The sequence below is a fragment of the Rhodococcus sp. 05-2254-5 genome, assembly GCF_002258575.1.
Lineage (GTDB): Bacteria > Actinomycetota > Actinomycetes > Mycobacteriales > Mycobacteriaceae > Rhodococcoides > Rhodococcoides fascians.
Genome location: NZ_NOZG01000031.1, coordinates 1 through 14,962, shown reverse-complemented (window position 1 = coordinate 14,962; position 14,962 = coordinate 1). Strand labels below are relative to the sequence as shown.

Genomic DNA, 14,962 nt, shown 5'->3' with positions numbered 1-14,962 from the left:
GGTTGATCGATCAGAGACGCGACTGGTGGGATCTGGTCACCCGCGGCCCGTCGGGGTACGAGCGTTACGCACGGTTAAGATTCATCCCGGATCCGACTTACGACGGTCAGCGCGAAATGGACACCGACTTCGCCAACGACGGACCGCCCGAGATCGCCCAGCTCGGAATCGCTGTCTCCACCCTCGCCCGGTTCACCACAACTCCGGACGAGTGCTATTTCCTGATCTGGGAGGGCTACGAAAACCTCGACCACATGCAGGCCGCGACAGTCTCGATCCCGGAGCGGCCCTGCTACCTCTTCCGAGGTACTGCGGAGGACGTGTCGACGTGGAAGGACGCCCGAGACGACTCTGGTGAGCTGCCGATACCTGCGTTTGTGTGGCCGGCCGATCGTGCGTGGTGCATCGCCAACGACGTCGACCCCCACTTCGCCACCATCGGTGCCGGCGAGTCCGCTATCGCAGATCTTCTTCGCACCGCACGGATTGATGCGACGCCGGACGATCCCACCACGTACCCACCGTTCTACGGATTCTGAAGGCCACGGTCCAAAGGACGCGTTCGACGCGCTCGCCGGTACGGCGCAGTGCCTGCAGCGCAACGGTTTCTAGTGGACGTCTCCGTACATTCGGGTGGCGGTATCGAACAGGCAGCGCTATCCGAGACGCAAGGAGGCACCTCCATGGCTGGAATCGCTGACAAGCTCGACAAAGCATACGAAGACAAGCCACTCACCGAGCTCGTCGGCGCACCCGCCGAAGCACTTCAGGGCGTCAGCCCTGGCGATGCCGAGCATCTCAAGGCCGCGTTCAACATCAAGACCATCGGCGATCTCGGACGCAACAAGTACTTCCTCTGGGCGCAGTCGATCGCCAAGCTCGCCGAGTAAGACTCGAGTACGGCACACACGATGAAGCCACAAGACTGGCTACGTCCTGTGGCTTCATCGCAAGCCGACATCGAGCCTGTGGCGTACCTGCACCATCGACCGTCGACAGCGATGCCGTCGACGCGCATGCGTGCCACGTTCGCGGCGGGCGACCCTCGGCGGCGTCCCTGATCGGTCGGCCTTCAGCCCGGTACCGTCGCACCTGTGACACCGAACGGGGCAGCACGGTGAGCGGTTACCGCTATCAGTGGTCACTGTTCGCCGACTGGTGCGCTGCGGCCGACGTCAAGGCCCTACCTGCGTCGCCGATCACGCTGGCGCAGTTCCTCGATGAGAATCCTGCCGGCGATGCGGTTCAGTTGCGTCGGGTGTCCGCGATCAACCGCGCTCACCGCGATGCCGGCCAGCCCGCTCCCGGCCGAGTGACGTCGATCCGGATCGCACTGGACTCGGCACGTAGCGAGCGAACGATCCGGCGTGCCGAGCAGGACCAGATCATCGCGGCCGGACTACCGACCTCCGGATCGACGGCCGCACTGTTCGGTCGCCGTGACGCCGTTCTTCTCGTTCTCGCCGGAGCAGGCCTGTCTTACAAAGCCATTGCCGAACTCGATCGCACCGACATCACCACCGACGGTGACACTGTGTGGATCGGCGGCCGCCACCGAATCCGCATCGCCCCCCACGACGCCAGCAATGTCGAGCCGGCCACGATATGGGATCGGTGGCACACAGTCCTACAGTTTTCCGAACACTATCCCTCGACGACGCTGCTAGCAGAACATCTGCAACGCAACACTTTTCCCGACATGACCGAATTGCCGCATCGCAGCGGTCCGGTCGCGGTGCCGATCGACCGGTGGGGCCACCTACCCTTGCCGGTCACGGCGATGACCGCCGCTGAGGTCGGAGCGGTGATCGCCAGGCACCGCACCGGTGCCTCTCCACTGCACACCCCACGTCGCCCCATCATCAGACCCACCGACGGTGGTACCGATCGGAGTTTCCCGATCGCCGCGCCTGAGCCAGTGTCTGTCGAGCTCGACTCCGGGTACTACCGCTCGGGTGTCGAGGCACGTCGACGCGCCCACACGGCGTTGGCCGATGTACCGGACATGGTCGACGACGTCGAGGACCGCATCGAGCGCCTCTTACAACGCACCCTGCAACTCCTCGACTCATCCACCAGCGGCGACAGCATCTGATGCGGCACGCTCACGACCCGGCACACCGACACCTTGGTCATCGTCCAACTCGTCGAGCACAAAGATCGGATACCGCAACGTTGCCGCTGCACCTGGACCCAGACAACCGCAACAGATGGCGTCTACGCCTATGGAGTGGGCTCGACACCCGCCGCGCACGTCAACATCTCTTGACGGTGCGTATCCACTGTTCACGCATCGGCCGACATCGACACCGCAAGGTTGTCACCGTATTTGCTCCTGCAGCAGGTGCTGCTTGTCGACGTAGTCCGCCAGATCTGCACCCAGCCGATGATCTATCGGAATGTATCCAACTATATAAGACTGAATGCTATACAGATACATACAATCCGATAGTCTGAATGCATGGAGTACGGACTGAACCCCTTCACACCCGGGTCCGGCACCCGACCCCCCGAACTCGTCGGGCGTACCGCCGAGCTCGAACGCTTCGACCTGTTGATCACACGCGCGAAACAACGCCGCTACGACCGTGGGTTGATGCTGCAGGGGCTTCGAGGGGTAGGGAAGACCACGCTGTTGGCGACCATGGCGGACCAGGCTCGCCGCCACAACTGGGTGGTGGTCGAGGTCGAAGCTCAGACCAGTGTGGAAGGTGCCGAGGCCCTGCGGAGGCGTATCGCCAAAGATATCTCTCGCGCTGTACGCCGTCGTCAGTTCGCCGGCCCGGTGGCGGACAAGATCCGGCAGTTGACCGAAGAATTCTCGATGTCCGCCACCGCGTTCGGTGTCGGAGTCGAGCTCGCCCGCTCCGCCGGTGCCGAGAAACCAAGCCTGGGGGTCGAATTCGAGGACCTCGTCGAAGATCTCACCGAAGAACTCCGCAAGGACGGCACCGCGCTGGGGCTGTTCATCGACGAGATGCAGGAACTCGAGCCGGCGCTCCTGCAGGTGATCCTGGCTACCCAGCACCGCGCGGCCCAACGCGAGTGGCCGTTCTTCGTGTGCGGTGCCGGCCTGCCGAACCTTGCGCAAGCATTGGCCGACGCACGCTCGTACGCCGAGCGCCAGTTCGACTACAGGACCATCGGTCCTCTCGCCGACGATCAGGCCCGCGATGCGATCGTCACCCCCATCACCCGGCTGAACCAGGACATCGACGCCGAGGCAACCGACTACGTCGTCGCGGCGAGCGATGGATACCCGTACTTCCTTCAGGTGTTCGGTCACGAGCTCTGGCAGGCAGCCCAGCAGTCCCCGTTCACACTCGCCGACGCCGAGGACGCCGTCGACACCGGCCACGCCTCGCTCGATTCCGGCTTCTACAGCTCACGGTGGCTACGGGCCACCGAAGCCGAGAAACGCTATCTGGTGGCCATCGCACGCAGCGGAACCGATACTCCGCGGACGGCAGCCCTCGCCGAGGCCCTCGGATCGAACCCGCAGTCGATGGCACCGCACCGTGACTCCTGCATACGCAAAGGACTCATCTGGTCGCCGGCCCGCGGCCTGGTTGCGTTCACCGTCCCCGGGATGGCGGACTTCATCCGCCGCCAACCCAACGCACCGATTATCTGACCTCGACACCCAAGGACGTCGACTGGATCGACATCGAGCACGTCGATTGCTCACGCAGCCCAGCATCCACACAGCGCCGTTGCACAAAGAGTCCAGTTCGGTCCGGCGTTGCAGCATCCAGCCGCGCTGGGGGGGAGGGCCAGGGCGAGTAACGCGAACAAGGCCGGCGCTCGGTATCACCCTGGACTCGTGGCCGATACACGGTGCGTTAGAACGGGTCCGGTGGGCCGGTGTTCATCACGGCCAGGATGTAGTCGTGGTCGGGTAAGTCGGCCGGGTGATCGTCGGCGACCGCGAACACCGACCGATCGGGCTCCGGCGGGGTGCGTGCTTCCTCGCGGGCTGCAAGCCATTCTCGCCAGACGATGCGTTCGGCTCGGTGGCGCACGATGCGGGCACGGACGGCCGAGGTGAGGCCGTGACGATGGCCGATGTCGTCGAGTTCGACGGGCCCGATACCGATGTGGGTGTTCTCGATTGTGAGGAGCCCGGCCACGCGCAGATCCAACAGGGCCTCGTATCCGCTGGTGCGTCCCATCCTGATGGCGGTGAACAACTCGTCCGGGGTCTGGGGCTCTGCTGCGGCGAGGACTGCGTCGTAGAGGATGCGGTGACGCCAGCCGATGACACTCCACGCCGGGTGTACCGATTCGACCTCGGCTGGCCCTGCCGCGGTGTCGACTACCGCCGCTCGTCCAGCATGTGTGGGCACTAGTGCGTACCGGTCGGGGTTCTGGCCGACTCCGCGTTCGATCAGCAACAGCGGTGAGCCTTCCATGTCCCGCAGCCGCTCCAGAACGGACCACACCGTCGATTCGGGGAGCATGCCGGCGGCGATGGACAGTGACCGCCCACCGACACCGACAGTGGGGACGCCTTCCACTATCTGCCCTGACACTGCGGCAGCCCACGCCAGTGCTTGAACGACTGCATGGGTGGTCCAGCGATCCCGGCGATGATGAAACTCGGAGGCGACCCAGGTTTGAGCGTGGGTGAGCCATGAACGAAGTACCGGGTCGTAGGTACCCCCTGTGTGCTTTTGCTTGTGCCCGGTATCCCGGACTGGGTCGGGGAGTGTCGATGCGGCCCAGTCGAGTGCGCGGGCAGTGTCGCGGCGGATGGCGCGTTCGGGTTCGGCGTAGCGGGCGTATGCGGCACGCACACCCGCCCACGCGGGTTCGGTGACGCGGGTGAGGATGTCGGTGGCGCTGGCTCCGGCGAGGACTGCGTGGGTGATGACGGATTGGCGTGCTTCCGAGCGTGAGGGCCAGCGGCGGGTGTCGATGCGGCCGGTGCTGGCGAAGTCGAGGACGCAGCGAGGCGGCGGGGCGGAACGGCAGAAACGTGGGTGCAGCCGGGCGTCATCGCTGCTGCCGAGGACGCGTTCAGTGGACGTCTCGGCGCGGATGTGGGTGTCGATCGGGCTGGTGACCGTGCGGCCCGTTCCTCCGAGCAGGGCTTCGAGGCGTTGGAGTGTGCCGGCATCGGACCCGACGGTCAGGATGTCGGCCGCTGTAGCCGGGTCGAGGTCGACGAGGGTGCGGTAGCCACCTTCTTTGCACTGCGAGCCCGGCACGGTGATGCACCCGGTTTTGTGGTTGGTCATCGGTGTGATGTCCAACGTGGGAAGTCTCGCTGCAAGAAGACGTAGCAGTGGCCGGATCTCGCCGGCGGTGACTGTTCTTCCCGGTGCCAGCGGTATCAGTACGTGTCGGCCGCCGCTGGTCGATTGGTCGACGACGGCGCGGCCACCGCATTCGGTCAACCAGGCCAGCAGACGCGTCACGTCGGCGACAACGCAGGCGTGGCCGTGGTGTTTGGTGTCGAAGTCCAGGGCAACGATGCAGGCGCGCTCGCGTGAGAACAGCGGTACAGCTGCTGGCAGTGCCGGCCGTTTGACCGTCAGCGGCCCCGCGGACACGTATTTACGTGTCGTCGGGTCGTAGAGACGCATCGATCGGCGAGCAGCAATGGCTGGTGCGAATCGATGCCACAGCCGGTCCGCAGTCGCATCCGGGTGGACGACACGAGCATTCAATCTTGTACCTACTTCAGGGCACGATGTACCCTGAGACATGTCCGCCAAGACAGTCCCTTCGGGGAAAGCAACACAGAACGAGTTGCGAGCTAGTCACTCGCTTCTCTGACTTCAGAAGCCCTCGGCCCGCACGCCGGGGGTTTTTGTCATCTCAAGGTGCTGCGTAGATTTAGTTGGACTAAGACCCGAATGTCGATTCAGGTCGAGACGGCTACGCAGTCAAGGGCAGTACCCCCTGTTCATGCGCGCGATTCAGTTCGCGCGCAAGATCTTCGCGGTCGCTGGCAATCGCGATCAGATCAGCGACGTACTGACTCAGAGATGTCGCACCAGCCGAGCTTCGCTGCGCCTTGAGCGTGTCAATCAGCTCCGACGGCAGTCGGACAGTCAGTGACGTCCGGTCACCCTTACTGGGCATCGGCATGGCACGGCCTCCTTCGTCTACTTCCGCGGTCCCAACCGGTGTCTATCCTGAACCAGAATCATTTTCGAAGCGTTGAGACACGCCGAGGAAGTCACCAGGAATTACACCTCTGTCATTCAAACGGTCTTCACGCGCTGCCGGTCCACTCTCGCAGCTGCGTCACATAATGGCCGTCGACCAAAGTCTGTGGACGTGGTGGACACTATCTGGCATGGAGATCGCCCAAACCATCTCGAAGACTCTGCCTCATCCGCGCTACCGGTTGCCGTTTGCCGGAGACATCGTTGGCCTCGATACTGCCAAGCCGGTTCAGAAAGAGATGGCAATGGCCACCGAGCTAGGGGGGATCTACGAACGCAAGATTTTCGGCCACCGACTCGTGGTCGTCTCGGAACCGGAGCTTGTCGCGGAAGTGAACGACGAGAAGTACTGGGCAAAATTTCTCGCCCTGCCACATCGCAAGCTACGCGCCATCGGCGAAGACGGTCTGTTCACCGCGTTCAACTCGGAGCCGAACTGGCATAGCGCGCATGCTGTTTTAGGGCCGGCGTTCAGCAAAGGGGCCATGCGCGGTTACCACGAAGCCATGCAGGAATCAGTCAACGAACTTCTGACCTCGTGGGATAGCGGATCTGGTCCGGTAGACGCCTACGACGAGTGCTCAAAGCTGACCTTCGACGTGATCGGGCGTTGCGCCCTGTCGCATGATTTTGGCTCGTTTCGCCAGGCCGTGCCCTTTGCGGACGCCATCGCTCGCGTCCTTCACTATGTGAACAAGTCATCGAACGATGTGCCGATCATCCGCTCTGTCTTAGGACGAAGGGCGACGAGGCAGCACGATGAGGACCTCCAGTTCATACGCCACACTGTCGACTCCCTGATCGAACAGCGAATGGCCCAGCCTGACTCCAGCAAAACATCTCCGGATCTGCTCGAACATATGCTCAGCACGCCAGACCCCGATACGGGCGACAGACTGGCCCTGGAGAACATCCGCAATCAGATCATCACTTTTTTGATCGCGGGGAACGAGACAACAGCATCGACCATCGCCTTTGCGTTGCATTTCCTGAGCACGCGGCCCGATGAGATGCAGCGGATACGGGCCGAAGTTGACGCCGTCGCTCCTGATGGCACCGACATCGAGTTCGAGAATGTACCCAAGCTGCGACGGACACGACATGTAGTCGACGAAACTCTCCGCTTGTGGCCCGCTGCACCCGGCTACTTCCGCAAGGCTCGTGAGCGCGGAGCAACTTCGCTGGGCGGGTACGAGGTACCGGAGGGTTGGGTGTTTGTTCTCCTTCCACAGCTGCATCGCTCACCGGAGTGGGGGCCAGAGGCAGACAAGTTCAACCCCGACCGGTTCGCCACAGGCCAGGCCAGCGACACCAACCGCCGCATCTACAAGCCTTGGGGCACTGGTCTGCGAGCGTGTATCGGCCGCCAATTCGCCTTACACGAGGCGGTGCTTGCGTTGGCGTCCATCGCTCGTCGGTACGAGATTCGGGCAGACCCCGGTTACCAGCTCGATGTGCGCGAAGCAGTGACAATGAGGCCACACGGCGTCAGACTTTCTGTTTCGCGGCGGCTGTGACTGTACCGTCGTCGGTCTAAGTCGATCAGGAGGGGGAACCTGTGGACACCGTGAACAGCTGGCACCTGGTGGAAACTCTGGTGCCGGGACAGATGACAGTCATCAGTACTGGGGGGAAGGTCCGAGATTGGACCAAAATCGATCGCTTGTCACCTGGGCCTGAGTTCGATCTACCTGGTTTTCTGGAACTCACGCGCAGTTCTCGCGCCCAGCAAGATGTGCTCTTCAAAGGCCGTCGGCGTGAAGCTCGCATACGCGCAGTACCAGTTCTGGGGCCGTCAGGGGAAACCCACGGCATACAGGTCTGGGTGGGGGACCCGGAGGTCGAACCCGATCCTGTGCGCATCGTTTCCGGAATAGCCTGGCTACTCGAACGCACCGTCATCGAGCAGACAGTCGAGGCTTCCGCGATGTCCGGCGTCTCTGCTGCTGATCACGTACCAGAACGAACCCCGGCTGAGTACAACGCCAAGGCTGTCAAATTCGATGGGTCCGAGGAGTTGTTCGCCCAGGCGTTGGTTCCTACACACGGTCAGAAGTGGGAGGGCCCGATGTCCGTTCTCCACGCAGATGGCCGAATCATGCGTTGGCATTGCTGGGGGAGGGGGAGAACTGACCCTCCCAACGTCGGCCTCAGGCTGCTATGGCACGACGTGACAGACACAACGGAACCCGACAAACCGACATTGGCTGAGCTGGGAATGCCGAGCGGCCTCGAGAGCGGTGGAACACGCATCGCTGTATTCGACGGCCGAACCGGGATTTTGACAATGTGGTTACCGGAAGCTCCAACCTGGGTGAAATGGCGTGACCTCACAAGCGGCTGTGGCGTGTTGCACGACGACGACCGAGCGACACTGTCAGACGCTCTGGAAAAGTGGACTCACGATACGTCACCTGTGTCAGCTGATGTACGCGTCCGTGCAATCGACGGCGGCGACGCGACCGGCTGGAAGTGGCAGCAAACCCGACTCGAACTAAGGCCCTACCCTGGACAGCTTGGTGACCGGCTGGTCCTTGCGGTGCTCCCCGCGCTACAACCTTCCGAGCAGGTGCTCGAGGTTCCCACTCCCTAACTGATCGTGATAGCTTCGCCCTCGGCACCTTCCGCTCTCCCGAAGAGTTGAAGATTTCCTGTCGGCCGCATGGCCCTCAGACGCAGCCTTTGAGCACCACGTGGAACATATTTCACGTGGCTAACAAGCACGCGTCTTGGAGCCAGAATGTCGATCCAGAGTCAGGTCCCTACTCAGGCCGGTTCGCCCCGTGGCCGCTTCCGCACGCGCTCGTATGCCTCGCTGACCCGTTGCGCCGGGTACCCCAACGCTTCCGCTATCTGGCGGGCGGCCGGCGCGCTCAGTTTGCTCTGCCCGCGCTCGAGCGCCCCGATGTACTGGCTACTGACGCCGATTTCGCTCGCGAGCATCCCCTGGGTCAGCCCCCTGGATATTCGCAGATCACCGAGGTATTCCTCGTCCTCCGGCACTGAGACGAAATCGCTGATCTCGCACCCGAATTCCTTAGCGCATCGAGCAAGAGTGTCTATACGGGGATGGGACTGGCCTCGCTCCCATTGTGAGTACGTCGTCAAAGCCACTCCGAGAACGCGCGCAACCTCGGCACCACTCAGCTTGAGTTCAATTCGTCGTGCCCGCAGCTTGTCAGGTGCGAAACCACGCAACCGACGCCTCACCGATGGAACCTCACGAGAGGACACGATGCCACTTGTCCCAATTCGGTAGCACATAAAGCATGTTTTGATGCTAGTGTATAGATACAGTTGTTTAGACGATGCAACTGAGGTTCACCCCCGGGGCGTCGGCAGAGCAAGATTCGGCTTACAGACGCACACCGCATCAACCACAGCGTCTACGCATCACTGATGCGCCAAAGAAAGCGAGAAGCCGACTGGCTCAGAGTAACTCGAATTAGCAGACTCCAGATGCGCCGTGATTGGTCGTCCCGAAACGCATCCGGAGTCCCCTCCACCTACAGAACAAAGCCCCAATATCGGGCCCAACTTGTATCCGCAGGGGCTCTCCCAGCCTAAGCGGATCTAGCAGAACCGCAATCGGATCGGAGACACCTATGACATCTGTCGCGCAACCGCGAACGTTACATCCGGGCTCCACCTGCAATCCCGGCATCGCCCTCTGCCCCTCGGTCAACGACCGTGTTGCGGGCCTGGCCGTGTGTTCGCTCCCAGCCGTGCCCCACCACAGCCACCACAGGCTGATCTGCGAAGAGACGGGCGCGGTGATTGGTGAATGGACTGACGCCAATGCGACGTTCCTGGAACCACTCCCACGGTCTCCGCTCTTCAGCCACGTGGCCTAGTACCCCCAATCTCGACTGACGCCTGAAGAGGCGATCAGTCGCGAGGGTCTACGCGGCGAACTCACTGCACTGAGGCTCCCGTGTAGCCCCTCAATTGGTGGACCGGCGCGAGGGTCGCATGGTGACGCTTCGACCTCATCGTGTGCCGAACTGCGCTACCCCGCCGGGACATCGAACACATTCCACAACTCCTTACTAACAGAAAGGAATACGCCCGATGCCTTGGATCTTCTCGCAGCTCTGGTTCTGGCTCGGCCTACTGGGCTGAGTGCTCGTGGATGCCAGCGTGCAACGGACGCCCGCTGGCATCCACTCCCAAGGCATCACCCGTCCGCGCTGAGGGTTCGCCCGAAGGCTGACCCTCGTTTTCGGTCGTTCCCCAGCGCGGACGGTGGTGGTTCCACCATCAACCACTCCTGTCACACATCACCCAATACCGCTGCATCACAGCGGCTTACGAAAGGCACAGCCACACAATGTCTCCTCAGCAAGGAATTGGTGGGCGTCACCGCAGCCGCAGGGACCGGGCTCTCGTTCTCACTGCCGTTCCCGTGGCCGTCGCCCTCGCGTGGGGCACCGCGACCGCACACGCAGCACCGCAGGACTTCGTCACCGCACCCGACACCGCCCAGTCCGGAACCACCGACACCACTCCCGTCGCGCCGCCGCCGGCCCCGAACCAGGAACGCCAGTTCCTGCCCGGCTACCAGGCCTCACCTCAGGTCCAGCAGTCCCAGTGGCGTAGCTACGACGACTACAGGTCCGGTAATCAGCAGTCCTCGTACCAGAACACCTACTACGAGCCGGCTCCCGCGCCGCAGGCCGCGCCGACCGATGCACCGCCTGCCGTGCAAGCGGCCCCGCCGTCCCCGCCGCCGGTTCCGACTGTGCAGCGCAAGGTCATCGCACCGATCGACGCACCCGAGGGCTATGTCCTCGTCGGCGGCGAGCTCGTGCCGTACGACCCGAACCTGCTCGATCCGAACCTGGTCGAGCAGTTCAACAACACCGGAGCCGCAATCCAGGCCGACGGCGGAAACTGGCTCGTGGACAACGGATTCGCCGACGCATCCCGCGCGGACCGGATCGCTGCGGGCACCATCACCGGCGTCGTCGCCGGTGGCGCGGCCGGCCTTGCCGCATCCGCCGTCCCGGCCGCAGTCATCACCGGTACCGCCGCTGCGATCGGCGGCGGACTCGGCGTCGCAGCCACTACCGGCACCGGAGCCATTGTCTGGGGCGGACCGGTCGGCTGGGTCTTCATCCCCGGCGCAGCCGCACTGGCCGGGGCAGGCGTGGGTGCCGCCCTGTCGGCACCGATCGTTCTCGGTCTGACCGGTGCAGGCGCTGCGATCGGCGGCGTTCTCGGTGCCACCGTCCTCGGCGGTGAGCAGCAGATCATCGAAGAGCCCGCCCCGCTCCCGGCACCCGAGGCCGTACCGGCACCCCCGGCCCCGCCGGTCACCGCCGCGCCGCTGGCACTGGATGCCCCCAGCGTTCAGAGCGTCATCGACGCCCCGGTGTGGACCGAACCGGCCTTCGAGCAGGCCGCGCAGTTCACCTCGACGGTGCTCGAGCAGCCCGCTGTGGCTGACACCGTCGCTGCGGTGAACACCGCCGTCGCACCGGTTCTCGACCAGGCGAACGCTGCCCTGGCAGGCCTGAACCTCGCGATCTGATCTCCGGGTACAGCCCGACCGTACCGGTGGGCGGGCTGTATCCGAAGGTTCGATCCCGTTCCTGCACTTCGACACTCGGAAAGGCCCTGTTGTGGCACCTCGAGAGACCCCCGACGACAGCTCCGATGATTGGTTCGCCGACCCTATCGTCGCCGACACAGAGACTGCCGCTGCAGCGTCCGAGCGCAGACTGACCGTCCTGACCGACCAGCACCATACCGACGACGATCCCGACGACGACTGGTTCGCAGGCGACTCTGCGGACGACGTGGACCCAGCACGGCCAACGGACGGATACAGCTCCTTCGACGAACGGACCTCTCTACTTCGCACTGGAGGCCCCTACGCCGCGCCCACACCTTCGCAGTCCTGGTGGCGACGTCACCGCTCCGCTGTCGCCGTCACGACTGCACTCGCGGTTCTGGTCGGAGGAGGCTTGGGAGCAGCTCTGGTCCTCACCGGCGTCGGTGACGAACCGCAGGCCCCTGCCGCACTGCTTCCCGCCGACATCGTCACCACCACAACCCTTCCCACATCGGCGGCCCCCGCTGCCGCCGGTGCCGCCGCCGCCGATGTCACCTGGTGCAAGGGCCAAGCCGACGGTGACCCGGTCACCGAAGACAGTGACGACCCTGGCGCGGTGGCGATCTGGCGGTTCGAGAAGGCCTTTTACTTCGACCGCGACGGTGCCGCAGCCCGCGCAGCAGGTGCACCGGACGCGGTGATGGCGTCCGCGCAGAGACTCCAGCAGGGGATCGACCAGCTCGAACCCGACATCGAGTTCTGTGTCCTGGCCGACCCGATCGACGCCGGGATCTACGACGTCACCGTCGTCGAACGCGGACCCGGCATCGACGGCCGCATGAGCCGCCAACGGATCACCACCACCGAGCAGCAGGACGGCACAACGCTCATCTCCGCCATCGTCCCGCGCTGACCCCTTATGACCAGGCACATCTGCTGGACCCCACCGAAGAAGAGAGAAACCGTGCACACATCCATCGACCAGGTTCGCCGCCTCACTCCGCGCCTGCTCGCCGCCACCGCAGCGATGACGGTCGCGGTCTCCGCCAGCGGCGTCGCGGCCGCGCAGCCCTCCGCCACTCCCACCCCGTCAGGATCGACGACCACCAGCCAATCCAGCACCGACGGCAACTGCCCGGTACTGCATCTCGTCGTCGTCCCCGGCACCACCGAGATCGACGAGAACTCCTCACCCGACACCGATTCGGGCTTCTTCTCCCGCCTGACCGTCCCGGCGATGCGTGATGCGAACTCCGGCGACGGACCCGCTCTCGAACGCAGCTATGTCCCGTACCCGGCGAGTTTCGGCGGCAAGCCCGGCGATCGCTCCGCCGTTCCCTACGCCCAGTCCGTCGACATCGGCGTCGAGAACACCACCAAGATGATCTCCGACATCGCCGCACGCTGCCCCGGCACCAAAGTCTTCCTCTCCGGCTACTCCCAGGGCGGCGAGGTCGCCTCCCAGGTCACCCGTGACATCGGGGCAGGAACCGGCCCCGTCGACGCCGACCACTTCGCCGGCGCAGCACTGTTCTCCGACCCCACCCGCTCCGAAGGTGAAGACGTCATCGCCGGCGGCGGCTCCACCCCCGCCCCGGCACCGGGAACGAGCGGTGCAGCAGTGGACACCGTCCAACTCGCCCCGGCCGTCGCCGCAGCCGCCCCCGCAGGCGGCGGTATCGCACCGACACCGAAAATCGCCGGATTCGGCGCAGTCTCCGACCGGGTCGCCTCGTACTGCACCGCAGGCGATCTCGCGTGCGACACCCCCATCGACGCCCCCGCCGCCAAGCTGGTGGCATCCATCGCCGGACAGTCCTCGATGGACACCCGCGACCCCGTCCGGATCCTCACCGACGTCTCCACCGCCGTCGGACGCACCGCCCTGATGACCGGCGCGTCGGTGATCAACGACAACATCGACTTCGACTCCAAGGCAGGCCGATTCGAGGTCAACTCGTCCTCGGAAACAGTGCTGTCGAAGATGGCGAAGTACTCCGACCCGTCCGCAACCTCGACCGACGAGATGATCGACGAAGCGGTCGGTGCGGTCACCAAGATCGCCGGTATGGCCATCGGGGCGGCGATCACCGTCGCCAAGGACGTCATCACCCCCGAAACGATCGGCCAGCTCGCCACCGTCGGCCTGACCAACCCACCCGCAGCCCTCGGCATACTCGCCACCAAAGTGCTGTCCTCAGCGGTCAAGCTCGTACCCCCGGCGACCATCGACTCGGCCGTCGACGTCGCGTTCAAGGAAGTGTCGAACACCATCGACGAGAACGCCGGTCTCGCGCAGCTCGTCACCGACACCTCGTACTGGAACACCGCCACCAAACACGGCTCCTACGACAGCGTTCCGGTCGGATCCAAAGGTGAGACCCCCGTCGAGCTGACCGTGCGGTGGATCGTCGCACTCGCCGCCGACCTGACCGGCGATCAGAGCCTCGCAGACAAGGTCGGGGCAGTGATCAAACAAGGCGCGGCCTTGTTCGCCACCACCGACACCGTCCGCAGTGCCGGCAGCATCCTCGCCGCCCACGCCACCGTCGGAACCACCGGAACCGCAACGACGACCTCAGCGGCCACCACGACGACCCCCTCTGTTTCTGCCGCTGTGCCGACCACCGTCTCACCAACCACCACTCGGTGACCGAGAACGCCGGAGAAGGAGGTGCGCCCGAGATGGCCGCACAACCAGCTGAGCACCATGACTATTACCGAGACGACGACGTGTCGGTCACCCCGGCCGGGCTGCGGATACCGCCGCCCTCACGCCGAGCACCGATTCACGACGACCCGGTTGCAGTCCACGGTCGCCCGCCCGTGATGTGGCTCCTCGCCGCTCACGGGCGCTCCGGCGCAGGCACACTCGCTCAGATCTGGGCCCCGGCGGGCGATGCTCGCCGGGGCTGGCCCGCAGCCGACCGGCACCGCAACGTCGTGGTCGTGTGCCGTACGGACCGGGCCGGCCTTGACGCTGCCCACGACCTTCTCCTGCAAGCTCAGGCCGGCCTCGTCGGCGACTGCACTCTCCTCGGACTGGTCCTTGTTCCCGACGCCCCCGGCCCACTCCCCAAGACCCTGCGCCGATGGGCGGACGTCGTCGCCTCCGCAGCACCAGCTGTGTGGCGAGTCCCGTACGTCGAGGATCTGCGCACCCACAGACAGAACGAACTCGCGATCTGGACCCCCACCGAACCTGACCCACCCCCACCAGGGCGGATGC

13 protein-coding genes are annotated in these 14,962 nt (G+C 64.4%); 10 read left to right on the top strand and 3 right to left on the bottom strand.

All coding sequences use genetic code 11. The features are described 5' to 3' along the window. Positions 1-2: 2 nt before the first annotated feature. The 4 genes from CH278_RS23405 (at position 3) to CH278_RS23390 (ending at position 3,634) form a co-directional block, all read left to right on the top strand. On the top strand, positions 3-539 hold the full coding sequence (locus tag CH278_RS23405; protein ID WP_230591170.1) for a hypothetical protein: 537 nt from the start codon (positions 3-5) through the stop codon (positions 537-539). A gap of 144 nt (positions 540-683) precedes the next feature. Next, complete coding sequence (locus tag CH278_RS23400; RefSeq protein ID WP_032370993.1) at positions 684-890, top strand: hypothetical protein; 207 nt, start codon at positions 684-686, stop codon at positions 888-890. A gap of 227 nt (positions 891-1,117) precedes the next feature. Further along, positions 1,118-2,095, top strand: a complete 978-nt coding sequence (locus tag CH278_RS23395; protein WP_032370881.1) for a hypothetical protein — start codon at positions 1,118-1,120, stop codon at positions 2,093-2,095. 366 nt (positions 2,096-2,461) lie between these two features. Next, on the top strand, positions 2,462-3,634 hold the full coding sequence (locus CH278_RS23390; protein ID WP_032370880.1) for an ATP-binding protein: 1,173 nt from the start codon (positions 2,462-2,464) through the stop codon (positions 3,632-3,634). Positions 3,635-3,842: 208 nt separating this feature from the next. Here CH278_RS23390 and CH278_RS23385 read toward each other — a convergent pair whose 3' ends face one another. Both CH278_RS23385 and CH278_RS23380 read right to left on the bottom strand, forming a co-directional pair. Further along, complete coding sequence (locus tag CH278_RS23385) at positions 3,843-5,672, bottom strand: hypothetical protein (protein ID WP_143536293.1); 1,830 nt, start codon at positions 5,670-5,672, stop codon at positions 3,843-3,845. A 211-nt stretch (positions 5,673-5,883) separates the two neighbouring features. Then, positions 5,884-6,096, bottom strand: a complete 213-nt coding sequence (locus CH278_RS23380) for a hypothetical protein (RefSeq protein ID WP_032370879.1) — start codon at positions 6,094-6,096, stop codon at positions 5,884-5,886. Between the two features lie 211 nt (positions 6,097-6,307). Between CH278_RS23380 and CH278_RS23375 the strand changes: the two genes are divergently transcribed. Together CH278_RS23375 and CH278_RS23370 are read left to right on the top strand one after the other, a co-directional pair. Further along, complete coding sequence (locus CH278_RS23375) at positions 6,308-7,693, top strand: cytochrome P450 (protein ID WP_032370878.1); 1,386 nt, start codon at positions 6,308-6,310, stop codon at positions 7,691-7,693. A 41-nt stretch (positions 7,694-7,734) separates the two neighbouring features. After that, positions 7,735-8,769: a GAF domain-containing protein gene (locus CH278_RS23370; protein ID WP_052057167.1), complete on the top strand. Its 1,035-nt coding sequence runs from the start codon at positions 7,735-7,737 to the stop codon at positions 8,767-8,769. A 173-nt stretch (positions 8,770-8,942) separates the two neighbouring features. Here the strand turns inward: CH278_RS23370 and CH278_RS23365 are convergent, their stop codons facing one another. Next, complete coding sequence (locus CH278_RS23365; RefSeq protein WP_176458467.1) at positions 8,943-9,386, bottom strand: helix-turn-helix transcriptional regulator; 444 nt, start codon at positions 9,384-9,386, stop codon at positions 8,943-8,945. A 1,120-nt stretch (positions 9,387-10,506) separates the two neighbouring features. On the opposite strand from CH278_RS23365, the gene CH278_RS23360 reads away from it, so the two are divergent. The 4 genes from CH278_RS23360 to CH278_RS23345 all read left to right on the top strand — a co-directional run. Further along, the gene (locus tag CH278_RS23360; protein WP_256984008.1) at positions 10,507-11,709 is read left to right on the top strand and encodes a hypothetical protein; all 1,203 of its coding nucleotides are present in this window, start codon (positions 10,507-10,509) and stop codon (positions 11,707-11,709) included. Positions 11,710-11,800: 91 nt separating this feature from the next. Beyond that, the gene (locus CH278_RS23355) at positions 11,801-12,646 is read left to right on the top strand and encodes a hypothetical protein (protein WP_094622982.1); all 846 of its coding nucleotides are present in this window, start codon (positions 11,801-11,803) and stop codon (positions 12,644-12,646) included. A 51-nt stretch (positions 12,647-12,697) separates the two neighbouring features. After that, the gene (locus tag CH278_RS23350; RefSeq protein ID WP_238325129.1) at positions 12,698-14,386 is read left to right on the top strand and encodes a cutinase family protein; all 1,689 of its coding nucleotides are present in this window, start codon (positions 12,698-12,700) and stop codon (positions 14,384-14,386) included. A gap of 32 nt (positions 14,387-14,418) precedes the next feature. After that, positions 14,419-14,962: DUF6668 family protein (locus CH278_RS23345; protein ID WP_094623023.1), on the top strand; the 544-nt coding region annotated here is incomplete at its 3' end.